Below are 26,153 nucleotides of genomic sequence, written 5' to 3' on the forward strand. Positions count from 1 at the left end.
ATGGCCGATGTCTGGTTCAACAAGACATAATCCTTGCGAAGGGATTGAAACCATTTGACCGCTCTCGCTGAAGATGGCCGATGTCTGGTTCAACAAGACATAATCCTTGCGAAGGGATTGAAACCATCGAAATGACTGCCATTAAGTCTGAAAAAAACTGTTCAACAAGACATAATCCTTGCGAAGGGATTGAAACCTCGGGGCGGACAAAGTAGCCGTGGTGAGAGTGGTTTGGTTCAACAAGACATAATCCTTGCGAAGGGATTGAAACGTAAATACTACCTCTTCGCGATCGTAATCCACCCAAGTTCAACAAGACATAATCCTTGCGAAGGGATTAAAACCTATTTGGAATTGACCTTCATTCATGAAAGCCAAATAGGTTCAACAAGACATAATCCTTGCGAAGGGATTAAGAAGGCGGTCTTTCCTCCAGCAACAGATCGCTTTTGTTAATTCCATTATCTTGCACGATGCTGGAATAGTCTGAATACCGAGCGCATTTTCTCCCCAAAAATCGACCAAAGCACCCAAAAAAACGAGCATAACATTGCGATTTACCTTAATTCCACTATCTTGCACGATACTGGAAAAGCCCGATCACTCCGCGCATTTTTCACCCAAATCCAGCTCAAAAGCACCCAAAAAAACCGCAAAAATCATTGACATTTGGTCGTAATCCACTACAATTCCACTATCTTGCACGATACTGGAATAAGGATACACATATGCGTATTATTACTGCCGAAACCTATAATCACTGCGCCGCTGAATGGGAAACCTACCTGCGTGAGCGCTTCCCTGACTGCCGCTGGAACCTTGCCCGCTATGCCGATCTGGAAGCCAATGATCAGGTGTCACAGGATACCGACGGGAACGACATCACCGTCGGCTTCATCGTGGTCGGAACGAATCCACGGGGCGATGAATACAGCCTGATGGTGGCCAACCATGACGCGGCGGCGGGGCTGGTTCCGTTGGGAATGGTGCAGGCAACCCTCGACGATGTGGGCGCGACCATTCAACGCATGCTGGGCATTGACCTGCTCCGCGCCGCATAACGAAGGAGCAGCCCATGCCGCAGCGCCGTGTCACCGTTAACCGCCATACGCGGGTTATGCCGATCAAAACGTTTGCGATCACCTGCCGCTGGTGTGGGGACGACGCGACTATCGAAGCCTACCCTGGTCGGATGCCAACCCTTTGTAGTAAAAAATGCGCCATCGAAGCCCGCAAGGATCATGACCGTCGGCGCAAGGCGGGCAAAACGACCGCCCCGCCAGCGCCGCGAGCTGCTGCTGTGGTTGCGCCGATGGCCCTGCCTTCACGCTTCGTGCTCTGGCCATCCGAAGTTGACCGAACGCTGGATCGGTCATTACAGGGGGTGTTTGGGACGGGTTTGTTGGGGACGATGAAAACCAAGGCCGATGGGCGGCGGGTGCTGGCGATCCTTGATGTGCTGCTCGGTGAATCGTGGGCAGTGACGGTGCGCTGGGTCGTGTTGGAATGTATCCGGCGGGAACCGGAAGCCTTGACGGCACGGCTGGCGGTGGCGCTTACCCCTGACCCGCTGCGCAAGGAAGTCCGGTGGCAACAGGAAGTTGCTGATCTGCGCAGCCAGCTTACCGAGCAGGGGCGGTTAAATCGAAGCCAGCGGGAGCACCTTCGGGCGCTTGGCGTGGCCGTCGGCGATCAGGTCGTTGGTGTTCATATGGGTGGATTAGGCGAGGAAGAAGCCTTGACGGCGGCGCAGCGTGGAGTGGCTGAGCGCGAACTGGCAGCGGCCTTGGTGCGGCTAGAGGCGACCTTGACGGCAGCGGTAGGATAGCAGCGGCTCTAGCACGAGGATATCAGCATGATCCCAGATCGCTTTGTCTTCTATGCCGCACGGGTGCAGACGATGCGGCAGCCAATCACCGTATTTTGTCGGCACTGTTATCGCGAGCAGATGCGCAACGGCGTGGTGTGCTGATCAGGTACATCGTCACCCAGATCATCTACATCATCGGCGACCGATCCGCTATCATAACGACCGTCCCCATTTTTTGGCTTGCGGAGGTCATCAATGGTCACGGATCGCTGGTTTGCTACCCGCCGAACGTTGTACGAATTGCTCCACACGAACCCCGACTGGTCGAATCGCCAGTTTGCCACCGCGCTCAACGTTTCCACCGATTGGGTGCGTATCTGGAAACAGCGCATTGGCTCGCCACCCCATCCCGATCCGGATGTCGTTTGCCAGAGCCAATCACGCGCCCGCAAAACCCCACCGCCCGCATGGAGTGATCGCGTTATTGAGCGGATTCTGACCTTACGCCAGGAGTTGGCCACGCAGTTCCATCGCACCGTCGGAGCCAAAACCATTCTGGCCTATCTCCAGCGCGATCCTGATCTCGCCGATGAGCGGATTCCCCGTTCACCCACCACGGTCAATCGCATCTTGCGCGATCATCAGCTGCTCGTAGACCCACCTACGCACCAGCGCCAGCCGCGCACGCTCTGTCCGCCCATGCAGGAGATTGAAATCGATTTTACCGATGTCACCACCATTCCCCCCGACCCCGATGGCAAACGCCAGCACGCCGCCGAAGCCTTTATGTGGGTTGATGCGGGGACATCGATTCCCGTCGCCGCGCGGATCAGCACCGATTTTCATATGGCTTCGGTGATTCGCACCACGGCCAGCATCCTCCAGCAGATCGGCCTCCCAGCGCGTATCCGCATGGATTGTGATGTGCGCTTGGTCAGCAATAATCGCATGGCGGATTTTCCATCGCCCTTCCAACGCTTGTTGCTCAATCTCGGGATTCAGGTCGAGGTCTGTCCCCCGCATCGACCCGACTTAAAGCCGTTCGTGGAGCGGTTTCACAAAAATTACAAGGGCGAATCGGTCTATCCGAACTGGCCAACGACCGAGGCCGAAGCGCAAGCGCAAGCCGATGCGTACTGTGAATGGTATCGCACCGAACGCCCGCACCAAGGCCGGGCCTGTGGCAATCGCCCACCTGCCGAGGCGTTTCCTGAGTTGCCCGTGTTACCACCGGTTCCGGCGCAGGTCGATGCCGATGGCTGGCTGAACCAGATCGATGGCTGGACGTTTGTTCGGCGGGTCAATGCGCAAGGCAAGCTCATACTGGATGGCGCAACGTATACGGCGGGAATCGCCTATGCAGGCCAAGAACTAGCGGTCCAGGTGGATGCTGCCGCACGGGAATTGATCCTGATTCAGCGTGAACAGGCGGTCAAACGACTCAAACTCAAGCGGCTCTTAGGTGGGATGATGCCGTTCGAGCAGCTGGTTGAGGCATTGTGTGGCTTGGCTGCGCAGGAAACCAAACGGCTCAACCAACGCCAGCAGCGCCGCCGCCGATGATGTGGATGATCCGACCGATGATGTACCTGATCAGCACACGTGGTCTGTGGCTTGTACTATTGTCCCGCCTGTGAGAAAAAAAAGATTGCCTACGCCGCTCGGAAGGCAGGCAATCCCACGACCCCCGCTACCGATGCCATTCCGACAACCTATCTGATGCCTCAGCGGTTTGTCTGCTGGCCGACGGAGGTGTCGCCCGATGGCATGGAGGCGCTCGCGGTGGCGGTCTCGGTGATGAAAACCAAGGCACAGGCCCGTGATGTCGTCACCTTAATCTGGCACATGCTCTACGAATACCGCGCGGCGATTGTGCGCTGGCTGGTGCTCGAAGGACTGCTGAACGATCCGTCGGTGATTCCTGATCGACTGGCCTTTTTCTTGTTTATCGACGAGGATCGGGAAGATGTGCTGTGGTGGCGACAGCTGCTCTTGATACAGCCTCGCCTTGCGAAGAATGGCACGCTGGGCGTGCGGATGCGGGTGGAGCTTGAGGATATCGTGATGCCATTGCTGCAATTTTTTATGAAGACGCAGTTCGATGGTGTTGGGTTTGAACAACAGATCGCACCCGATCATCACGCCACTGTCACCTATCATTTGGCCACGGCGCTGTGCCAGCTTGAGGCGCGGCTGGCGGTCGAGGTGACGTGGACGATTGAGGATTGGCTTGGTGGCGACGAACCCGTGTCGTGAACCATCCAGTCAGTTGGGTTGCTGTATCACAAAAAGGATGCCGGTATGTGGCTTGCGTATGGGTTGAGTTCAGCGCAGGGATTGGTGCATATCAGCGAGGTCGTGCGTGGCCGCACCGCGCTGGCATGTCCGTATTGTGCCTGTCCGCTGATCGCCAAAAAAGGCCAGCGGGTGAGCCATCACTTTGCCCACGATGGAGCAACGTGCAAACCCGTGCGCCGCACCCGTGATCTGCCAACCCTGCCGTGGTTTGATTCCTTTACCCTGCATCTCCCGCCGCGCCTCTGGGCCACGCTTCAAGCCTTTCGGTCCGATCGCTCCTATGATGCCCACTGGCTTACAACCGCCGGACTGATTACCTACAATAGCTTTATGCGTCGCCACGAGCTGACCAAACTGGGCCAGATTCCGTTTGGGCTGCTCTCGGTCAACCTCTTTAGCCGCCTGCATGAGGAGCGGCTGGCGACCATCCATGATCAGATGGAAGCACGGGTGACGCGGGCGGGGCAGGCTGATGATCCGGTGGCGCTCGACGAAGCCGTGACCGATCTGCGCCTGTATCGAGCGTAATGGCAGCGAGTGTTGCGGCTCTCGCTCTACTGCCTCGCGATTGAGACCCCCAGCGAGCATTTTTATAAAATCGGCGTGACGGCGCGGCCCATTGCTGAGCGGGTGTCCGAGCTTCAGCTTGCGCTCAATCCGCACGTTGGCGCGGCAACGATCACGGTTTTAGGTGTGTGGCCGCAGCGGGGCCATGTGGAGCGCTATGCCCATTTTCGCCATCAGGCCCATCGCCGGACGCTGGGCACATTTCAGGAATACTTTGCTTTTCCCGATATGAAGGCGGTGGTGCGGGATTTCAACCGCATGCCCAAGAAGGTGCTGAAGGCGCTTGAGCAGGGCGTGTTGGCGGGAGCGCCGTCGGTCGTGATGCAGGCGATAGCAGCGGAGAAGGCTGCGCAGGATCGCATGCGCAATGACTCCAGTCGCAGCCGATAGGCACGCGGCGGCTGATGGCACAGCGAACACTGCTTTGTTGTCCAAGTCCAGTGGTATCGCTTGAGAAGCATTCTAACGGTAGAACGGATTGCACCTTGATTAGCCTGATGCGGTCAGACACTCCTCTTGCTGCGAATTGGTATCGAGCATCGGTATTCCTGCTGTTGCTGATGCTTTTTTGGTATACTACCCCTGAACCGATTTGCTGGAGATTGTGGTATGGCTGCAACTGTTCCTGAACAAGGCCAAGTCGTCCAGGTACGTCACCGTCGCTATGTGGTTACGACGATTCAACAACGTCTTCTTCCACAACCCCTGCTGGCCACGCCCATCCCACCTCAGCATGTCGTTACTCTGCAAGCGCTTGAAGAAGATGCCCTTGGCGAGGAACTCCAAGTGGTGTGGGAATTGGAGGTCGGTGCGCAGGTCGTCAATCAGCGAGCCTTGCCTGCCCCTGATGGCTTTGATGCCCCTCAACGCTTTGATGCATTTTTGGATGCAGTGCGCTGGGGAACGGTTGCGAGTGCCAATACGCGTGCGCTCCAAGCCCCCTTTCGGAGTGGGATTGCCATTGAAGATTATCAGCTTGATCCGGTGGTTCGTGCGATTCAGATGCCGCGTGCCAATTTGTTGATTGCTGATGATGTTGGCTTGGGCAAAACGGTGGAAACTGGCTTGGTCATGCAGGAATTGATGGTGCGGCAGCGCGTGCGGACAGTGCTGATTGTCTGCCCCTCGGCGTTACAGATCCAATGGCGCGATCAAATGCGTGAGAAATTTGGCCTCTCCTTTCGGATTGTCGATAGTGCGCTCATGCGGACGTTGCGTCGTGAACGGGGGTTGCATGTCAATCCATGGAGCCATTATCCGCTGTTGATTACCTCGATTGATTTTCTCAAGCGAGATCGCCCGATGCGCTTGATGCGTGAAACCTTGCCCGCCGATGATACGCCGCGTTATCCCCGCCGCTTTGATTTACTCGTCATCGACGAGGTGCATAATGTGGCACCTTCAGGTCGCGGCCAGTATGCGGTCGATTCATTACGCACGTTGGCCATTCGCCAGATTGCGCCGCATTTTGAGCATCGCTTGTTTCTCTCGGCCACGCCGCACAATGGCTATGCCGAGAGCTTTAGCGCCCTCTTAGAATTATTGGATAACCAACGGTTTGCTCGTGGCGTGATGCCTGATCGCCAGCAATTACAAACGATCATGGTGCGGCGGCTCAAATCCGATATTACTGCGTGGGATGGCTCACCCCGTTTCCCCCAGCGTGTGGTTGTGCCACTCGAAGTTCACTATCGCGAGCGTGAGCGGGAAGCCCACCGCATTTTAGCGGCCTATAGCCGTGAACGCTTGCACCAGGCACGCGATGCCAGCGAACGGGTTGCCACGGAGTTTGTGCTCAAGCTGTTGAAAAAACGGCTGTTTTCGTCACCCGAAGCCTTTGCGCTTACGCTCGAACAGCATGAACGGACGCTGCATCAGCCCAAAAAACCGCTGGCTCAGCGTGCTCCGTCGCTGAGTGTCTTACGCCAGCATCTTGCCGACATTGACGATGAGGAGCTGGAGGATGAAACCCCTGATCGCGATGATGGCCTCACGGTTGCGGCAACCTTCTTTGCCCCATTGACGGCCACCGAACGGGAGTATCTTCAACAGTTGCGCCAATGGGCCGAGCAGGCGCGGGTCATGAGCGATAGCCGACTGGAGATGCTCATTGCGTGGTTACGCCAGCACATCCAGCTCGATGGTGTTTGGACGAATCAACGGGTGGTGATTTTTACCGAATATCGGGCCACTCAACGCTGGTTAATGCAGATGCTTGCGGCGCATGGGTTTGGGCAGCCTGATCGGATTGCGTTACTCTATGGAGGCATGGCCGCTGATCAGCGTGAACGAATCAAGGCGGCGTTTCAGGCTGATCCGGCGCTGGCTTCTGTGCGCATCTTGTTGGCAACGGATGCCGCTTCCGAAGGGATCGATCTCCAAAAATATTGTTCGCACCTGATTCATATGGAGATTCCGTGGAATCCCAGTCGCTTGGAGCAGCGCAATGGGCGGATTGATCGCCATGGCCAGCATGCCAAATCGGTGCAGATTTATCATTTTGTCAGCCATGGTTGGCAGCATCACGATGCGACCACCCCCGGCTCACTCGAAGCCGATCTTGAGTTTTTGTTTCGCGCTGCCCAAAAGGTCAATACCATTCGCGAGGATCTTGGCAAGGTTGGCCCCGTGATTGCGGCTCAGGTTGAGGAAGCCATGTTGGGCCAGCGCCGGAGCCTCGATACGACGGTTGCCGAAACCCAAAGCGCTCCGGTGCGGGCGTTGCTGAAATTTGAGCGCTCGTTGCGTGAGCATATTCAGCAATTGCACGAGCAATTGCACGAAACTCAGCGCAGCTTGCATCTCACGCCCGACCGTATCAAAAACGCGGTTGCTGTGGCGTTAGCCCTTGCCAATTTGCCAGGGCTTGAACCGGTTGCCAATGACGAAGGGGTGTTTTGGATGCCCGCGCTCACCGGGAGTTGGGCCGAGGCGACCATGGGCTTGGCTCATCCGCATACTCACGCGATTCGCCCGATTACCTTCGACCACGAACGCGCTCGCGACCGTGATGACGTGGTATTGGTGCATTTGAATCACCGCCTTGTCCAGATGGCACTGCGGTTGCTTCGGGCTGAAGTGTGGGCGACCAATCAACAACAACGCCTGTTTCGGGTTACGGCACGCACGGCCCCCAATGCGGCCTTGGATACGCCCGCCGTGGTGGCCTGTGCGCGATTGGTGATGCTCGGTGGGGATCAGCAGCGCTTGCATGAGGAGTTGGTCTTCGCTGGCGGTTGGATTCGTGATGGACGCTGGACACGCATGAGTGTGGCGGATGTTGAGCGGGTGATCGGTTCAATGCAGGATCAGGCGGTTGCGCCAGCCGTGGCAGAGCGCCTGCGCAACATCTGGTCGCAGTATGAAGCGCCGCTCCTCACGGCCCTTGATGCACGGGTGAGCGATCGTATGAACTCCTTGCAGCGCCAACTGCGCGAACGCGCCGACTCCGAAGCCCAAGCGATGCAGCGTATCTTGAGCGAACTTGAACAGGCGATTCGCCACAAATTACATGCTTTTACGACTGATCTGCAATTGTCGCTGTTTTCCAATCCTGAGAAAGAGCAAGTTGCCCGCAATCAGGAAGCCCTGCGTTTACGGTTGCAGCACATTCCTGCCGAACGCGATCAGGAAATGCAGGCAATTGCCGATCGATTTGCCAATCCGCAGCCACGCTTCTTTCCGGTAGCAACCCTGTTTGTTGTGCCCGAACGCCTGAATCGCTAAACGATCGGGCACGATGGGGTCGGTCTTTCCGCTTTGACACGAGGTGGTCATGTCTCTTGCACGCGATCATGCCGAATGGCTCTCTTTGGTAGAAGTATCAGGGCCGTTTCTTTCGATGCCCGTTCTGTTGCGCACGTTTCCGCATGGCCTTGATGCCGATGATGTGGCGCTGCGCCAGACATTGCGGCTTGCCTACGATGAATGGCGCGATAACCAGCAGGGTTTAGCACCTGATCCCGCACTCCATACTGCGTGGTGGCGCTATGTGCTGCACACCGTGTTGGAGCTTGATCGCGATTTCTGGCAGACCGATCAGGCGGTTGCCCCCACGCTGCATACAACCGTCGCAGAGTATGGCGAGACGCTGCGCCCAACATGGGTGATACACGATACCCAACGCGATGCCCATCCGCGCCTGTTGGGGATGGTCGTGCCCGCAGGCCAAGCGCTCGAAAAAGCCTTTGTGGGCAGTCGCTGGAAGGCTTCACCTGCGATGCGGATGTTGGCCTTGTTGCGGGCAACCAATGTGCCGCTAGGGTTGGTAACCAATGGTGATCATTGGATGCTCGTCGTTGCGCCCAGCGGCGGAACCAGCAGTTTTATCAGTTGGTATGCCGAAGTCTGGCTTGACGAGCCGTTGACCCTGCGGGCTTTCCGCTCATTATTGGGCGTGCGCCGCTTTTTTGGGGTCGCCGAGGCCGAAACCTTGCCCGCCCTGCTCCGCGAGAGTGCCGAAAATCAGCAAGAGGTCACCGACCAACTGGGTTCGCAGGTTCGTGCTGCCGTATCGGTGTTAGTTCAAACGCTCGATCAAATCGATCAGGATCAGCAGCGCCGCCTGCTCCACGGGGTTTCCGAACCCATCATCTATGAAGCGGCCTTGACCGTGATGATGCGCTTGGTCTTTTTACTCTCCGCTGAGGAACGTGGCTTATTGTTGCTCGGTGATCAACTGTATGATCAAGCCTATGCGGTTTCGACCTTGCGGGCACAGTTACGCCAGCACGCCGATCAGGCAGGCGAGGAAGTTTTGGCGCGGCGCAGTGATGCGTGGTGTCGGCTCTTAGCAACCTTCCGCATGATTTATGCAGGGGTGTATCACGATATCCTGCGTTTGCCAGCCTATGGCGGTACACTGTTTGACCCTGATCGGTTTGCCTTTTTGGAAGGCCGTGCGGCGGGAACCTCGTGGCAAACCAGCCCTGCTGCGCCGATCCCGGTTGATAATCGCACGGTCTTGCATCTGCTCGATGCCTTGCAAGTGCTCCAAGTGGCGGTGCCCGGCGGTGGCTCTGAGCCGCGTCGGTTGTCGTTTCGGGCCTTGGATATTGAACAAATTGGCCATGTCTATGAAGGGTTGTTGGATCATACTGCCCGCCGCGCCATCGAACCGATGCTCGGCTTAAAGGGCGCGAAGGGGTTGGAACCAGAGCTGGCATTGAGCCAATTGGAAGCCTTGCGCCAACCAACTGGCCTCGATTGGACAACCCTCAGCGAGCTAACGGGACGCGCGATCAAATCCATGCAGCGCGAGTTTGATCAGCCGCCGGATTTTGGTCAGATGGCACGGTTGCACGCAGCCTGTCAAAACGATCAAGCCCTGGTGCAGCGGGTGTTGCCATGGCAGGGTTTGCTGCGCGAGGATAGTTTTGGCAATCCGGTGGTGATTCCCGCAGGCAGTATCTTTGTGACCAGTGGCAGTGATCGCCGCGCGACCGGAACCCATTACACGCCTCGCAGTTTGACTGAGCCGATGGTGCGTCATGCCTTGGAACCCTTGGTTTTTGTGGGGGTGGCTGAGGGCTGTCCGCAGGAGCAGTGGCAGCTCCGCGATGCTGAGACCATCCTGAGCCTGAAGGTTTGCGATATGGCGATGGGGTCGGGAGCCTTTTTGGTGCAGGCGTGTCGCTATCTGGCCGAACGGGTGGTTGAAGCATGGGAACAAGCCGAACACCGCCAGCCCCACCGGATCTTGACCGCTCCAAGCGCCGACCCCAGTACGGGCGCAGTGCAGGAGCAGCCCTTGCCGCGTGATGTCGATGAACGCTTGGCGCTGGCTCGTCGGTTGGTGGCCGACCGCTGTTTATATGGCGTGGATCGCAATCCGCTGGCGGTTGAAATGGCCAAACTGTCGTTGTGGCTGGTGACGCTGCAAAAAGATCGTCCCTTTACCTTCCTTGACCATGCGCTGCGCTGTGGTGATTCGTTGCTGGGTGTGGATACGGAGCAGCTTGGGGTTTGGTCATTGGCTGGCAAAGGCAACATTCCGTTGTTTATGGGCAAGCTTGATCAAGCACGGCGCACAGCCAGCACGGCGCGGCAGACATTGCAACACCTGCCCGAGCTGGATATTCGCGATATGCAGCACAAGGCCGCACTGTTGGCCGAAGCCGATGCTGCCATGTATCGCCTCAAACTCGCTGCCGATATTTTAGCCGCAACCGCCTTTGTGCCCGCGCAACAGCGGGAGAGCCTGCGTATCGACTGGTTGCGACGGCTCGATGCCGATTTTGACTGTGCTGATGACCAACCGCTGCGCGAACTGCATGTCGAGGCCAGGCGCTACCTTGGCACAACCAAACCGTTGCACTGGCCACTAGAATTTCCCGAAGTCTTTGACAGCGAGCAGCAAGCCCACCCAAGCCTTGCGACGCTGTTACAGAAGGTGCAGCACGATCAGCCCATTGCGCCGATTCGGCCAACCGGCTTTGATGCCATCATTGGCAACCCACCGTTTATGGGGGGCAAAAAGATTACGGGGGCATTGAGTACGGCGTATCGCGATTATTTGGTCGAGATTTTGGCCAAGAATGTGCGTGGCAATGCCGATTTATGTGCCTACTTCTTTTTACGCGCCGCACCCTTGCTGGCAATTAATGGCATGCTCGCCTTGATTGCGACCAACACGATTGCCCAAGGCGATACCCGCGAGGTTGGCCTCGATCAATTGCTCAGCCAAACCATGACCATCGTGCGGGCGATTCCCAGCCAGCCGTGGCCAGGTGCGGCAGCCTTAGAAGTGGCGCACCTCTGGCTGCATCGTGGTCTCTGGCAAGGCCACCAGTATTTAGATGATCGGTTGGTACGAGGGATCAATGCCTATTTGACTGAACTTAGTGCCGTGAGTGGAAAACCTTATCGCTTAGCAGCCAATGCTGATAAATCGTTTCAAGGCTCAATTGTCTTGGGGATGGGCTTTGTGCTTGAACCACAGGAGGCTCAATCGTTAATCGAGCGCAATCCACGGAACCGTGAGGTACTGTTTCCCTATCTCAATGGTGAGGATTTGAATACCAATCCTGATCAAGCCCCCAGTCGTTGGGTGATTAATTTCCATGATTGGCCGCTTGAAAAAGCGCAAGCCTATCCTGAGACCTATGCAATTATTGAGGCAAAGGTTCGGCCCGAACGCCAACGGACAGATAAAGATGGTAACTATGTATTACGAAAACCCTTGCCTGATAAGTGGTGGCAATATGCTGACAAAAGGCCTGCACTCTACCAAACGATTGCAGAAATGGAGCGAGTTCTAGTTATTACAATTGTTAGTAAAACTGTTGCTTTTGAATTGGTAAACTCTAAACAGGTTCTCGCAAATAAACTAGTTGTTTTTTCATTCTCTGATTTTAAGAAATTTGCTTTGTTGCAATCATCATTTCATTACTATTGGGCTTGGCAATATAGCTCTACCATGAAAGCTGACTTAAATTACTCACCTACTGATTGCTTCGAAACATTCCCCTTTCCCGAAGCAATGAACAGTTTAGAAGCGATTGGCGAGCACTATCACCAGCTGCGCCAACAGATTATGATTGACCACAACGAAGGCTTGACCAAAACCTACAACCGCTTTCACAACCCTACGGAAACGAGCGCTGCCATTCTGGCCTTGCGTCAAGCCCATGTGGCGATGGACGAAGCGGTGCGTAAGGCTTATGGCTGGAATGATCTGACCTTAGATCACGACTTTCATCAAACCAAACAAGGCTTGCGCTACACCATTAGCGAGGCGGCGCGGCGTAGCGTGCTTGATCGCTTGCTGGCGCTCAATCATCAACGCTATGCCGAAGAAGTGGCCCAAGGCTTGCACACCAAAACGCCGAAAAAAGCCAAAGCCAGCAAAAAAACTAAGACTGCTGCCAACGACCAGCAACAGGGCATGGAATTTTGAAAGGGAGGATTGAATGGCGGGCTATCTCATCTATCATCCCAAACGCCAAATCATGGCACATGCGGACAAACCGATTTATCACGATTCGCTGGAAGGCAACCAAGACCCGTACATCTGGCAGCGCTCATTTTTGCATAGCTACTGCCATATAACCCAAATGCGCCCGCAGGTTGGCGATATCAATGTTTGGGTGGCGGGCGATACCTTTCCGCACTTTCAGCAGCTTTTTTGTGATGTCGTCTTTGTGGTTGCCAGTAAGCACTACTGGCCGAATGCTAATGATCTTTCCCCCGATGATCCGATTGTCGATTCGCCAGCGGCGTATGCGGATCATTATCAATGGGCACAGTGGCAACATCAGTTTAAACGGCGGCGGCGTTTTACCCTCAAAGCTGATCCGACGCGCAGCTTTCAACCCCTAACCAACGATGGATTGCTGCTGGATATCGTGCCTGCATTGGCGGCAGCGGGCGTTGATTTAGCCCAACTCCGGACTAAATTACGGGCGGGCTTCAATTCGCAACCGATGGCGCTCAGTGCTGAACAGGCAACCGCGCTCTATCACTGGATCGATATGGAGGCAGCGCAGCGCTGGTATGGTGACGACCTCGCCGCAATTCGCAATCCTGCCCCAGCCACTAATACTGCCAAAGCCCGTTGTTGATAGCACGAATGAGGAATAAGCGATGGGCATTAGTTTAAAAGATAGCAAGTTGCTGTTTGCCAAAGCCGCCGGGCAATGTAGTCAATGTAAAAGGCAGCTTATGATCGAGCCAGATCATCCTGATGACGCCTATTTGCTGGCTGAGCAAGCGCATATTGTGGGCGAAAAGCCAGGCTCTCCACGTGGTGAGAGCCGCTTAACCGATGCGGAACGCAACAGCTATCCCAATTTGATCTTACTCTGCCCAACCTGCCACACACAGATTGATACTAATGTGAATGACTATCCTGTTGACCGCCTGTATGTGATGAAAATTCAGCACGAACAAGCGATTGCTGCCAAGATTCAGCCAGCAGGATCGGCAGAAACCTTTGTTTGGCTTCTGACCTTGATCAAGCGCACTGATCCGCTACTAGTCTATTTACATAATGATGTGTCACCTAATCAGTCCATGTTGGTCTTAGAGCACCTGTATCAATGGTGGCTCGCTCCAATCCTGCCGCTCAGTTTGCCCAACATGGTTCGATCTGCCTTGGATTATCTCCAGCGCCCACTGCTTAATACCGATTTTCCTGCTGGTCAGCAGTGGCATTATGGTGCAAGTACCTGGAGCAAGGCCGATCAAGCATTTGAACGGTTGTGTACTGAGCATTTTGGCTATCCGTGGACAGTTACACCATTCAATGATCATGATTCATGGTTCATGTTAACGACACTGAGCTTGAAACTGCGCGAATTGCATGTCACAAATGGATTACCACCGCTTGAGACATGCTGCCTGCACTATGCCATGAGTTACGCTCACTATGCCCTTGACTGTTTGCATGCCCAACGGCATCTGCCCATTCCCAAACGCATGCTCGATAGCTTCTTTGCGCTTGTCGATAAACTGTTACACACTGTGGATTTGGCACTCCCCGCCGCGACCGAGGATGATTTACACGATCACATGATGCAGCTCTACCAAAAAACCATATTTGACTGATTAGGGCCATGATCGCGATTGAGGAGGCTCCATTACGATGTCGTATCCAACCCTGACCTACGATGCTCTTACCACAATCCAGCCGTATTCGTTGTATCCATTGACCATGCTTGATCTGCTGACCGATGATCTTTTAGCGCTGGCTGAGCGCCTGCGGGCTGATGGCTATCATTGCGTCGTGCTTGATGGAACCGAGCTGACGAGTAAACGCGAATGCCATCTGGCCTTTGCCTATGCCTACGATTTCGAGGGACACAACGACTATCAGGGGATACGCAATCCATCATGGGACTCGTTTAGTAGCGAAATGCGCTGTGCGGGAACCGTGGTTGAGCATAACCAACTGCGCCAGCAATACCGTGGTTTTGTGCTGGTCTATTTACATCCCAAAACCCTCTTTGATGCCGATGTGGTGAACTTTGCCATGTTGCTTGATATTCTGATTGGAACCGTTGCCGAACACTATCGCGCGAAAGGAATTCCCTTTAATGTCGTTCTTTCGCCGATCAATACACGACTGTATCAATTTCTGAAGACCCTTAAAATTAACGACAGAGCATCACCCGCATTTAATCCCTTTCTGGAAGCATTGTACGACCATTCCACGTTTGATCCCTTTCTGGAAGACGATTTCTAGGGTGCAACCCAGACCCGTGATGGATTGTAATTACCCTATGGCTGGTAACGAGTACGTCTCAAGGAGCAGGACCAATGCGATTTAGCGTCCAACAACTTCTCAATGATCGCCCCATGCCGCTGGCGGTTCGTTCGGGTGATGCGTTGATCACCGCCATCGATTTGATGACGGAGCATGAGTATAGCCAACTGCCTGTGGTCGATGCGGCGGGAAAACCCGAAGGTTTGGTGTGTAGTGATTCGATTGTCCAAGCGCTCCGCCATTTTCCAGTGGCGGCACAGAGCTTACGTGTCTCTGATGCCATGGTTAAAGCGGTGATCAAACGTGATGATCAAGAACTCTTCGATTTACTTGATGATTTGCAAAATACCTATGCCTTGCTCATCGTTAATACCGAAGGTACGTTAACGGGGATTGTGACGAGCTATGACACGACCGAGTATTTTCGTCGCCAAACCCAAGACTTACTGTTTATCCAAGATGTTGAATTGATGCTGCGTGATTTTGTGCAAGCCCCATTTATCCAACCCAATGGGGAACTGGATAGTGAGGCTTTTCAAGACCACATTCAGCGGGTACTGGGTGCTGGGCCGCAAATGGCCCAGTTTGCGAAAGCCGTGCGCTGGCTGACGGATACCACCAACGCTCCTCGTGTGGAGAATCGCTTCCTCAGTGAAGCTTTTGAAACGCATTTTCAACAACGGACGACGGCAAAAACCTATGCCGATTTAACCTTATATGAAACCATTCAACTCTTTGTCTCCCCGAAACATTGGGAGCATTACGGCGAGCTATTTAGTTTTCAACCAGAGCATATTCAGGGGTTTTTTGATGCCGTGCGCCAAACCCGCAATGATTTAGCCCATTTGCGAGAAATCAGTGATGCCCAACGAACCCAAGTCCGATTTTTTAAAGATTGGCTGACCCGCTATCATTCCAAACTGACCGCACCCATTGTCCCACCACCCGCTGAGGGTGATGCACCACTGACCCCTGTCATGAGTGAGGTTATTATTGCTCCAACCGAACCCGCTATTAACGAACTGCCATCACCCTTTGAACCGATCGAAGATGCCCCCCAACCCCGATCGAGCCGCTACGATCGGCTCGCACAGTGGCTTCGTAGTCAACCCCGAAAAACGGATCGGGTTCCACTCAGTTTCGAGCAAATAGAACAGATCATTGAATCACCACTGCCGGAATCTGCCCGTAAACATCGCGCATGGTGGGCCAATGATAGCCATGCTCATGTCCAATCGATCAGTTGGTTGGCTGCTGATTGGAAAGTCAGTTACATCAATATGGATCAAGAGATGGTAACTTTTAGTCGGATTCACGAGCGGGAACAGGCCTATATTGATTTCTTCAGTCGCTTTGTGGCGGAATTGGGAGCGCGAGACAAGCGCTTTTTGCCAATGTCACCCAATGGAACGTCATGGATTACGGTGGCACGGATCAAAGCACAACAGCGGTCGATTGCCGTCTTGAATGCCCAATTTACGCGCACCAGTTTCTTTCGGCTTGAATTGTATATTGATACCGAGAACGAAGCGCTGAATACCGCGATGTATGAAGCCTTGTGGCAACTGTATTTACCGAAGATGGCCAAATTGACTGCGCGGATTGGGACAGCCCCTGAGTGGGATGCCATGCCAGGGCGACGCGCTGCACGGGTGACGGTCTCCCATCCGGGGTCAATTACAGCGAATAAAGAAAAGCTTGCCAAAATCCGTCAGTGGGGAGTCGAGACCATGGTAGTGTTTCATCAACTATTTGCTGACGCAGGCCAACTCCTTGAACAGCACTATACCAATGGTGCTGCGCCAGATCTTGCCGCCTTGTTCTCATAACGCCTCAGCAACTCCAACCATTCGTTCGGTTGGGGTTGCTCCTCATTCACGTTCTAAGGCATTAAGCGCTTCGACCAACCGAAAAACCGTGGTTGATGGATCATCTTTTTCGGGGTTGGGTGGCTGATACAGTGCAAGCAAGCGCTTTGCATGGCGAATGGCTTGGGCTTGGCGTGGCTCAAGCCGCGCATACATATCAGGCCGTGCTTTGCGATAATCGACACCAAGTTCCTCGCTCAGCAAACGCCGATAGGTCGCTCGAGGCATTGCGGTGTTATAAAAATGAAAGTGGAGCAGATACCATAGTTCAAAGCATTGATTCGAATAGGCGATGTGGATGCCATACTGTGCGGCCTGCTGGAGCGCGGTATTAAACTGACCCGCCGGAACATCATCCCGATCAAACACACACCAGACCTGATCATACTGCTGCCCGTACTGTTCTGTACGGGCTTTGTGAATAAGATTTAAGGGGCTATCACCTTCGCCAAGGACATGAATCTTTTTCGAAACGCGAAAACTTCGAAAATAATTTGGCTCGGTCTTCTCCCCTTCACAGACAATTAAAACGACAGCTTCTTCATCACGTTGATTAACCGGACGACGCAGATAGTCCCCACGACGCGCATGTTTATTCATCGCGATGATCCTCAACAATGCTGGCGATATCCCCTAAAAATGGAATCGCCCCGTAGCGTCCTTCAATATAGTTTTTTTCTAACGACGCATCATTGCGGACTTTATACTCAACCAGCGAGTAGAGTTTGGTTGCTCCATGGCGGGTTTTCTCGGTAAACCATACTTGATCACGCCGAAACAAGTCGTGACTGAGCAAGTTCGTATCGTGGGTGGTAAAAATCAATTGGGCATGATGAGGGTTACTGGTTGCGGTATTGAACAGTTTAATAATTTCCCACGTGATCAATGGATGAATCCGTGCATCCAGTTCATCAACCACCAAGAGCGAACCGTGTTTGAGCGCATGGACAATCGGGAAGGCGAGCGCTAATAATTTTTTGGTGCCATCCGATTCATGGGCTTCAATCTCAAAAGTTTCTTCTCCGACCGGATTTCCCTCGGCATCAAACTGCTTATGCAGGGTTATGAGTTGTGACGGAAGGCTGAATGCTTTTGCTATATCGAGACCTGTATGCATCGTAAAATGCTCGGCCTTGTTGTTCGATAGCTCATCGCGCGATAAAGGTTGTACCTGAATATCAGTAATGCCCACATCAAGCGCTTTGACGAAATGAATAATGGCAGCTTGGTCATCAGCTTGTTCAAATTGTCGAAGGATATTCGTGCGACCTTGGCGATCATTGATGCTTAAATCGATTTGGATTTGGGTAAACCACTTTAAAATCGTCTTGGCAATCTCCCCATTAAACTGGGCAATGATCGAAAGAAATAAGGCGTTATTGCGGGTAAACTGACGCAGTTGGCGAAATTCTTTAAACGCTTCAGTAAGTTCAATCTGATCACCTTCCCGTTCGAAGACCATGGTTTCGCGCACATTCCGCGTGTGATACAGCCATTCGCTGACAACTGCCTGCGAGGTCACTTCACACCCATAGCGATACTGGGTTGTCTCGATCATGAACGAAAGCTCAAAGAATGAGGGTTGATCGATGGTTGCCGTGCTCAGACGAAAGCGTTCAACCTGAATGGGATCGTCAATTTGCATACTGCGGGCAGAATTGATCACAAAATCACGGATAAACCGCAAGGCGGCAATACAATTGCTCTTCCCGCTCGCATTTGCACCATAAATGGCCGCACTAGTCAACAACGAGACATTCCCGACGGAAAAAACCGTGTGCTGATCGAGCGTTTTATCACGCGACGTGATTGCTGTGGCAGCCATCGAGAAGGTGACTACCTCATGAAAGGATCGATAATTTCCAACACTCATGCCAATGAGCATAACGTACTGCTTTCTGTACAAAACCCGCCTATTTGTGACTTTTTCACACATACGCCAGTGTACGTGCCTGATTTTACGGTGTCAAGTATGGAACCGTGCTAGCGATTTCCTGCTTGAGTTGACTGTCAAGCTGTGGTATAACAACCAGTACCATTCATAGGCTTCATCATGTTCATTTCGACTGCGTAGGATGAGAGGTTCGTTCATGCCACACACTCCTAAAGCATGTATTACCACCTTGGCTATTCCCACCTCGCTCACTGATTTTGAAGGAATGTTAGAGAAAAATACTAACGCCCAGGGCCAGTCATGGACGGATCTGGAAACAGTGCTTGATCGTGCAACAGGAATACCATTAATGTGGTCTGGTTTATCGCAGATGCATGCCAGAGACTTCTTGTTTTTTTATCATGGGGTGTCGTCGGTTACCCGGCTTCGCGCACTCCTGCGGACAGCCCAGCGTCAACGGGCTGATCAATCGGTGATCGCCGTTCTTGAACGCTCCCTTACCCTAGCGCAGCGCTATGGGGGAACAATCTTTGGCTGTGGATTGGTGGGCGGAACAACCGAATTTCATGCTCAGCCACCCCAAGGAGAGTATCATTTTTATAATCGCCGCTTTGCTCCGATTGAACGCGTCGATTTATTTGATCATCCTTTACCTTACGACCAGTTTAAGCAGACGGTTCCCGTCAGTCGATTTCGAGCCGTTACGCCCTTGACCACGGAGCGACTTGCGGCATTGAAAGCCGCGTTTCACGCATCGAATCAAGCGCTGCCAGTCTATATTCGCGAGACGACTATTTTAGGATAATGGCCTCTTGCTGAGGAACGAGGTGCTGTTATGGCAAAGAAGCCAGCCGATCATTTAACGGCCATCTTATCGTTAATCCACGATCCACGCTTCGTCCAATTTGAAGCAGAACAAACGGCCCCCACTATTTTTAATGCGGTCGGACGAACCCATACCGAAACATGGCATAGTGCGCTTTTGGGCTGGCTTCTTGATCCCATGGCGAGTCACCAGTTAGGGGTCTACCCGCTGCAACGCTTTTTATTGCTGTTGGCCAACCATCAGGTGACTAATCATGCCGCAGCGTTTGATCTGCAATGGTTATTGACATTTGTCGATCTTACTGAGGCCAATGTTCGGCCCAATGAGCGTGATCCAAGCGAAGTGCGTGTCAATGATACAGGGCGGTTTGATGTGTTTATTGATCGTCTCAAATTTGAAACGGATCTTCCCCCACCATGGAAGGAGATCCAAATTTTGGTTGAGATGAAAGTCGGCGCAGCGATTGATCAAGGGCAATGTGCTCGCTATATGGCCCATATTGATCGTCTTATGCAGCAGGGTATTTTCACGATTCCTGTCTATCTTGCGCCAAGTCATGCATTTGTCAAAGATACGGCATCGTTGTTGGGTGATGATCGCTGGATTTCGATTGATTTTCAACACCTCTATGATGAAGTGATTGAACCGTGTTTGCATGCGCCAACCGTGTCGCCCTTTGGATTAACTATGCTAAATGAGTATGTCAAAACTCTGCGTTATCGTTTGAAAGGTGGTTCGCCCTTGATTATTACCCAACGCGATCAGGAGCTTGTTCGTCAATTATTTGCCCAGCATGAACCAGCGATTACCATGCTCTATCAAATTTTATCGGAACAATTTACCACTGATTCGGCTGATTTGTCAGAGAAGAAATCGTCAATCCAGGCTCTTACCGCTGGCACGCAACCCGTCAAAATTGCTATTCGGATTGAAGCAACCACCTTTCAGGCGAAATCCATGCGCGATTTATATGGGCAGGTTTTACACTACCTTGATCAGCATGGCTTGCTTGCGCCGTTACCGCTGCCGATTGCATCCGGATCGAAGCGCTATTTACTTGCCACCCAACCAGTTCATCCGGCAGGCAATGCCTTTATCTTGCCAGCTCAGTATGGTACCTATTATATGGAGGCGAATAAAAGCCGCGACGGTGGACTGAATGATCTTGGGAAGCTCTTGAGTCTTTGTGGATTACATTTTGAGGTGCTCTAAACGCAATCACTGCTCCCTTGGTGCGATCTGCTTGTCTGGCGACGGGGGATATAGCAGGGAATTTAAGCGTGTTGGCAGAGTATTGTGTATTTTTGGGTCGCGTCATGCCAATTATGATCGGAAGAACCGTAAAAAACGTTAAAAGCGTGCGCGTGGTATTGTTGAGGAGTGATCATGGCCGAATCGATCCTGACTCCACCCGATCCGTTTACGATTCGCGATGAACTAGAAACCCTGATCGTGCGTGATTTGCTTGGCCCTGCCGGAGGCGAGCAGGAAGAAGTCCATGAAGTCAGTGTGCGCGATCGCTATTTAGTCGGGATGTTGGCTCCGCGTAAACAGCAAATTATCCCAGAATTACATGATGATTTCGAGCGGAGCGCCCTGACCAGCGACGAGCCACCACTGGATGTTGGCACGACCCAAGCCCCATCGATGTTTCCTTCCTCAATGGGACTCACCTGCTCCGTCATCCCACAGGCCACAACCTTGATGGTGACGATGACATGGGGCAAATATCAGCGCATCAGCCGGGAAGAAGCCGATGGCAGTAGTACGCGGATCTGGAAACGCGAGGCTCGCGGTGGTCATTGGCAGCTTGTCCTGAAACCCGGTACGACCACGTGGACTCCTGACCCTGACGAACCTGCGGTGCACGGGCGAGCAGTCATCCGTCAGCGGGCGGATGGTTGGAGTGTGAGCCTCTTTCTGCATAATATGCAGGATGAACCACCGCGCATGCGCGATAGCGCGTGGATCTTTCAACCCCACATTCGGCTCACTGATCCTGATGGGGAAGCAATTTTTCGCCAACGCATGCGGACGACCCTGCCAACGGATCGTGAAGCGCAGGCAGTCGCGATGCGCTATCGCACCGTGGTTGAGTTTGCCGTTGGGCATGGCGTGAGCGTTCAAGCGACCCGCGATGCGACCCATCCCCATTGGGCGACCATGCTCGAAACAACGATCGTGCCGGTGGCCGATGTCCCGGTGAGTACCGAGCCGAATCATACTGAAGCTCCGGAGTTGGTATCGTTGGTCGTCGATATGGATCGGCTGAGCCGCACACCGATGGGTCAGTTTACCGCCGCGCTTCAACCCCTGTGTGTCGCCTACGCACGCTGGATTACCGACCAAACGGCGCGTTTGAACACTGACCAGACGTTTGCCGCGTGGGGCGATGTGGCCGACGATACCCGTACCCACTGGGAGCATGCCTTAACCCGTATGCAGGCGGGGATTGCCTTGCTCGATCGTGATCCGCAGGCGGCTGAAGCCTTTCGCTTTGCGAATCAGGCCATGGCCCGCCAACGTATGCAAAGCCTGTATGCGGAAGCACGGCGGCGCGGCCAACCAGTCACGCGCGAGACCTTTGATCAGCCGCAGTATCGCTCGTGGCGGGCGTTTCAATTGGGCTTTTTCTTGCTGAATCTGCCAGGATTAACGCTCCTGCCCCATCCTGATCGTGCCACAACCCCGGAGGCCTTGGCTGATTTATTGTGGTATCCAACAGGCGGTGGGAAGACGGAAGCCTACCTTGGTTTGACGGCCTATACCCTAGCGATTCGGCGGTTGCAGGGAGTGGTTGCTGGCCGTTCGGGCATGGATGGGGTTGCGGTCATTATGCGCTATACCTTGCGCTTGCTCACCTTGCAGCAATTCCAACGCGCCAGTGCCTTGATTTGTGCCTGTGAAACGTTGCGGCGTGAAGCGGCGGCCACTGGTGATCATCGCTGGGGGACGACCCCCTTTCGGATTGGGCTGTGGGTGGGCCAACGGACAACCCCGAATACAACGACCCAAAGCAAAGAGGTCTTGAAAACCCAGCATCGTGGGGGCTATGGGAGTTTTGGGTCAACCGGATCGCCCGCTCAACTCACGAATTGTCCATGGTGTGGGAGCAGTATTGAACCAGGTCGTGATATCAGCGTCAATGAGGCTCGTGGTCGAACCCTGATGTATTGTGGTGATCCACGGGGCGAATGTCCTTTTAGTCGCCGTAATGCACAGTACGAAGGCTTGCCCGTGGTCGTTGTCGACGAAGAAATTTATCGACTATTGCCAGCCCTGCTGATTGCTACGGTGGATAAATTTGCCCAATTACCGTGGAATGGGTGCACCCAAATGCTCTTTGGCCATGTGGATCGGTACTGTGAACGCCATGGGTTTGGGTCGCCAGAACTGGGTGATGAAAGTGCCCATCGTGCGCTGCCCAATGAAGGCTTACCAGCAGTAACGGTGCGTGCTCATGCGCCGTTGCGGCCACCGGATCTCATTATTCAAGATGAGTTACACTTGTTAAGTGGGCCACTGGGAACCTTGGTCGGCTTATATGAGACGGCCATTGATCGGCTGTGTACGTGGACAGTGCACCAGCACACGATCCGCCCCAAAGTGATCGCCTCAACGGCGACCGTTCGCCGCGCCGATCATCAGGTCCATGCGGTCTTTGTTCGCAAATTGGCGATTTTCCCGCCACCAGGCTTCGATGCCAACGATAGCTTTTTTGCGATGGAACGGCCAATTACACCGAGTACGCCCGGTCGTCGCTATCTTGGTATTTGCGCGATTGGCAAACGCCAGAAAGCCGTGTTGATTCGCGTGTATGTTGCGCTGCTGGCCGCCGCACAAACCTTATACGAGCGCTATGGCGAGGCGGTTGACCCATGGATGACGCTGGTTGGCTATTTCAATGCCATGCGTGATTTGGGCGGGGCACGGCGCTTAGTTGATGACGATATTCGCACGCGGTTAGCAAAAATGAGCCAACGGGGCTTGGCCAATCGGCGTGCGCCGAACGTTGAAGAATTAACCTCACGCAAAAGCGCCGAAGATATTCCGCAGTTGCTCGATGCCTTGGAAATTCCCTTTCGGACGGAGCCATCAGCCAAACGCCCACTCGATGTGGTGCTTGCCACGAATATGCTGTCGGTTGGGGTTGATGTCAAACGGCTGGGGGCGATGGTGGTCAATGGGCAACCTAAAACCACCGCTGAATATATTCAAGCGACCAGTCGGGTTGGGCGCAGTACCCCCGGCTTGGTGCTAAGCATCTTGAACTGGTCACGACCGCGCGACTTATCGCACTATGAACAGTTTGTGCAATATCACGCCACCTTCTATCAGCATGTTGAGGCTATCTCCGTGACCCCCTTTGCCGCACGTGCGTTGGATCGTGGCTTAGCTGCGGTGCTGGTGAGTCTCATTCGGCTGTATGGTCATGCCTATACCGAAAATTTACAAGCTGGGCATATTGATCGTGACCATCCGGTGGTGACGGCCATGGTGCAGGTGTTAACGGAGCGTGCGGGGTTGGTTACAGGGCAGGCGGTGATTGGGCATCATGTGCATGCCGAGATTGCGCATCTGCTTGATGTGTGGTTGAACAAAATTCATTATCGCCATGCCGGGGTGCGGCTGGGCTATCGGAGCAAAAACGATGGTCAGACCGAAGGGCTCCTTCAGGTTCCCAATGCCGATACCTGGACGGACTTTACCTGTCTCAATTCGTTGCGTGATGTCGAGCCAACGACGAATTTATTGTTGCATGATCACGGGTTTGAGCAGGATAGTCTCCGTCCGTGGTCGGCGGCGCTTGTGCAGGGGGAGGACGAATGATGACCAATCCGAACCTGAGTGTTGGAGATATTCGGCCAAGTCAGGTCGTGCAGAGCTTTGGTATTGGCTCGTTAATTGATTTGCCACACCTCTCGGTCATGGTCTTAGGCCTCGATGATTGGAGTGTGGATGGCCGAAATGAGGTGAGCGAGGATCGCTTGCTGGCTGCTGTGCAAGCGGAACTTGGCAGTCAGGTGGCGCGACTGATGCATCCGCCTGTGGAAGCTGCAACGAGTTCGGGCATGGTCTATAGCGGATCGCCGTTGGTGGGCGTTCCGGTCGCAACCTTTCCGCGCTGGATGGTCTGCCCGCTGTGTCGCCAGCTGCTCGCCATTGAGAGTGCGTTAGTCCAGCTCAAGACTGATCCGGTTCGTCCTGATCGGGCACGCTATGTGCATACGAATTGTGGCAAAGCCAAAGCGCCACCGACCATGGTTCCATCCCGTTTTTTGGTAGGCTGCGAACATGGCCATCTCGATGATTTTCCGTGGAGTTATTTTGTGCATGGGCAGCAGGTTTCCTGTCCTGGAGTGTTGCGGATCATCGAAGCGGGCGTGACGGGTGAGGCAGCAGAAATTTACATTGAATGTGATGGCTGTCAGCATGGTGTTGGTGGAAAATCGCGTCGTCCGCTCTCTGATGCGTTTGGCGAGAAAGGACGGAGTAGTTTGCCCGCTTGTCGTGGGCGACACCCCCATGTGCGCATGTTCAGTGATGAACCCTGTGTGAAACCGCTCAAAACATTGGCCTTAGGGGCTTCGAATACATGGTTTGGGGTGATGGCCTCGGCCTTGTCGTTGCCACAAGCCGTTGATCCGGTGGCGCAAATTGTCGAGGAGCATTGGCTGCACTTCAATCGCGCTACCTCACAGGCTGATCTCGAGGCGATGCGCCGCTTTCAGGTCATTCCGCCCTATCCGACTATTTCCGATCCTGCGTTGTGGGCGGCGATTGAGGCGCGTCGTCAAGGACACGCGATTGACAATCCCAAAACGTTAAAAACACCAGAATGGCATACCCTCCGCCAACCATTGGATGCTCCGAGTTCACGCCACTTCCGTGCGGTGCCAACCAGTGTCCCCGACGGGATGGCTATGCTGCGCCAAGTGGTATTAGTTGAACGCCTCCGAGAAGTGCGGGCACTCTTGGGCTTTACCCGGATTCGGGCGTTTGGTGATTTTGAAGAGGCAACGAGTGATGATCAAGCGCTGGTTGGACTGAGCCGAGGCAAACCAACGTGGGTTCCTGCCACGGATGTGTATGGCGAAGGGATATTCTTGGAGTTTGATGAAGCGATGATCCAACGCTGGTGTCAGCGTGCCGCCGTCCAGCAGCGCCAACGTGACTTTCAGGCAGCCCATCGCACGTGGCGGACCCAACGTCGGCTTGATCCCAATCAAGGCTACCCCGATATTCGTTATACCTTGCTGCATAGTTTGGCGCATGCCCTGATTCGCCAATTGGCAGTGGCCTGTGGCTATGCCATGGCGAGTTTGCGTGAACGGATTTATGCCCTAGAACCGACGGCAGATGATGGCCCTATGGCGGGCATCTTAATCTACACCGCTGCCGCCGACAGCGAAGGCACCTTAGGGGGATTAGTGCAACTAGGAGCGCCTGAGTTCCTTGGGTATCATCTGCGTGCCGCGTTAGAAACTTTACATATCTGTGCCTCTGATCCGCTTTGTGCCGATCATGAACCGCAAACGGAACCGGGCTTATTACATGGGGCAGCGTGTCATGCCTGTTTGTTTCTCCCGGAAACCTCATGCGAACGCGGCAATAAGTATCTTGATCGTTCGCTGGTGGTTGCGACGGTTGAACGGGATGATTTAGCATTCTTTACGGGGTAAGCG

Annotated in this window: 18 protein-coding genes and 1 CRISPR repeat array; of the genes, 16 read left to right on the top strand and 2 right to left on the bottom strand. The window is 53.9% G+C overall.

All coding sequences use genetic code 11. From position 1 onward, the window contains the following. Positions 1-14: 14 nt before the first annotated feature. A CRISPR array of direct repeats spans positions 15-414; the repeat unit is 32 nt; unit sequence GTTCAACAAGACATAATCCTTGCGAAGGGATT. A gap of 314 nt (positions 415-728) precedes the next feature. The 12 genes from ABEB26_RS23945 to ABEB26_RS24000 all read left to right on the top strand — a co-directional run bounded on the left by ABEB26_RS23945 (position 729) and on the right by ABEB26_RS24000 (position 16,708). Further along, positions 729-1,061 carry a hypothetical protein gene (locus ABEB26_RS23945; RefSeq protein ID WP_345724615.1) on the top strand — a complete coding sequence of 111 codons (333 nt, stop codon included), beginning with the start codon at positions 729-731 and terminating at the stop codon, positions 1,059-1,061. A gap of 14 nt (positions 1,062-1,075) precedes the next feature. Further along, entirely contained in the window at positions 1,076-1,828 is a 753-nt protein-coding gene (locus ABEB26_RS23950) for a hypothetical protein (protein WP_345724616.1), read from the top strand. A 237-nt stretch (positions 1,829-2,065) separates the two neighbouring features. After that, positions 2,066-3,373 (top strand): integrase core domain-containing protein, encoded by a 1,308-nt coding sequence (locus ABEB26_RS23955; protein ID WP_345724617.1) that lies wholly within the window; start codon positions 2,066-2,068, stop codon positions 3,371-3,373. A 51-nt stretch (positions 3,374-3,424) separates the two neighbouring features. Beyond that, positions 3,425-4,066 carry a hypothetical protein gene (locus ABEB26_RS23960; protein WP_345724618.1) on the top strand — a complete coding sequence of 214 codons (642 nt, stop codon included), beginning with the start codon at positions 3,425-3,427 and terminating at the stop codon, positions 4,064-4,066. Between the two features lie 45 nt (positions 4,067-4,111). Further along, the gene (locus tag ABEB26_RS23965; RefSeq protein WP_345724619.1) at positions 4,112-4,636 is read left to right on the top strand and encodes a competence protein CoiA family protein; all 525 of its coding nucleotides are present in this window, start codon (positions 4,112-4,114) and stop codon (positions 4,634-4,636) included. 12 nt (positions 4,637-4,648) lie between these two features. After that, positions 4,649-5,065, top strand: a complete 417-nt coding sequence (locus ABEB26_RS23970; protein WP_345724620.1) for a GIY-YIG nuclease family protein — start codon at positions 4,649-4,651, stop codon at positions 5,063-5,065. 219 nt (positions 5,066-5,284) lie between these two features. Beyond that, on the top strand, positions 5,285-8,401 hold the full coding sequence (gene drmD / locus ABEB26_RS23975; protein WP_345724621.1) for a DISARM system SNF2-like helicase DrmD: 3,117 nt from the start codon (positions 5,285-5,287) through the stop codon (positions 8,399-8,401). A gap of 49 nt (positions 8,402-8,450) precedes the next feature. Next, a complete protein-coding gene (locus ABEB26_RS23980; protein ID WP_345724622.1) occupies positions 8,451-12,572 on the top strand; it encodes an Eco57I restriction-modification methylase domain-containing protein in 4,122 nt (1,373 codons plus the stop codon). Between the two features lie 13 nt (positions 12,573-12,585). Further along, complete coding sequence (locus ABEB26_RS23985) at positions 12,586-13,236, top strand: hypothetical protein (RefSeq protein WP_345724623.1); 651 nt, start codon at positions 12,586-12,588, stop codon at positions 13,234-13,236. A 22-nt stretch (positions 13,237-13,258) separates the two neighbouring features. Then, positions 13,259-14,221, top strand: coding sequence for a hypothetical protein (locus tag ABEB26_RS23990; RefSeq protein WP_345724624.1), 963 nt, complete (start codon positions 13,259-13,261; stop codon positions 14,219-14,221). 37 nt (positions 14,222-14,258) lie between these two features. Next, positions 14,259-14,858, top strand: a complete 600-nt coding sequence (locus tag ABEB26_RS23995) for a hypothetical protein (protein WP_345724625.1) — start codon at positions 14,259-14,261, stop codon at positions 14,856-14,858. Positions 14,859-14,932: 74 nt separating this feature from the next. Next, positions 14,933-16,708 (top strand): DUF4268 domain-containing protein, encoded by a 1,776-nt coding sequence (locus tag ABEB26_RS24000; protein WP_345724626.1) that lies wholly within the window; start codon positions 14,933-14,935, stop codon positions 16,706-16,708. Between the two features lie 42 nt (positions 16,709-16,750). On the opposite strand, the gene ABEB26_RS24005 is transcribed toward ABEB26_RS24000, so the two are convergent. After that, positions 16,751-17,347 carry an RloB family protein gene (locus ABEB26_RS24005; RefSeq protein ID WP_345724627.1) on the bottom strand — a complete coding sequence of 199 codons (597 nt, stop codon included), beginning with the start codon at positions 17,345-17,347 and terminating at the stop codon, positions 16,751-16,753. Further along, the gene (locus ABEB26_RS24010; RefSeq protein ID WP_345724628.1) at positions 17,340-18,632 is read right to left on the bottom strand and encodes an AAA family ATPase; all 1,293 of its coding nucleotides are present in this window, start codon (positions 18,630-18,632) and stop codon (positions 17,340-17,342) included. Before ABEB26_RS24010 ends, ABEB26_RS24005 begins: the two co-directional genes overlap by 8 nt. 205 nt (positions 18,633-18,837) lie before the next feature. Between ABEB26_RS24010 and ABEB26_RS24015 the strand changes: the two genes are divergently transcribed. The 4 genes from ABEB26_RS24015 to drmB all read left to right on the top strand — a co-directional run bounded on the left by ABEB26_RS24015 (position 18,838) and on the right by drmB (position 26,150). Further along, a complete protein-coding gene (locus ABEB26_RS24015; protein ID WP_345724629.1) occupies positions 18,838-19,446 on the top strand; it encodes a hypothetical protein in 609 nt (202 codons plus the stop codon). 30 nt (positions 19,447-19,476) lie between these two features. After that, on the top strand, positions 19,477-20,679 hold the full coding sequence (locus tag ABEB26_RS24020; RefSeq protein WP_345724630.1) for a PD-(D/E)XK nuclease family protein: 1,203 nt from the start codon (positions 19,477-19,479) through the stop codon (positions 20,677-20,679). Positions 20,680-20,853: 174 nt separating this feature from the next. Then, on the top strand, positions 20,854-24,297 hold the full coding sequence (drmA, locus tag ABEB26_RS24025; protein WP_345724631.1) for a DISARM system helicase DrmA: 3,444 nt from the start codon (positions 20,854-20,856) through the stop codon (positions 24,295-24,297). Next, positions 24,294-26,150, top strand: coding sequence for a DrmB family protein (drmB, locus tag ABEB26_RS24030; protein WP_345724632.1), 1,857 nt, complete (start codon positions 24,294-24,296; stop codon positions 26,148-26,150). The genes drmA and drmB overlap by 4 nt, the downstream gene beginning before the upstream one ends. The last annotated feature ends 3 nt before the right edge of the window (positions 26,151-26,153 follow it).

It is taken from the genome of Herpetosiphon gulosus (assembly GCF_039545135.1).
GTDB classification, from domain to species: Bacteria; Chloroflexota; Chloroflexia; order Chloroflexales; family Herpetosiphonaceae; genus Herpetosiphon; species Herpetosiphon gulosus.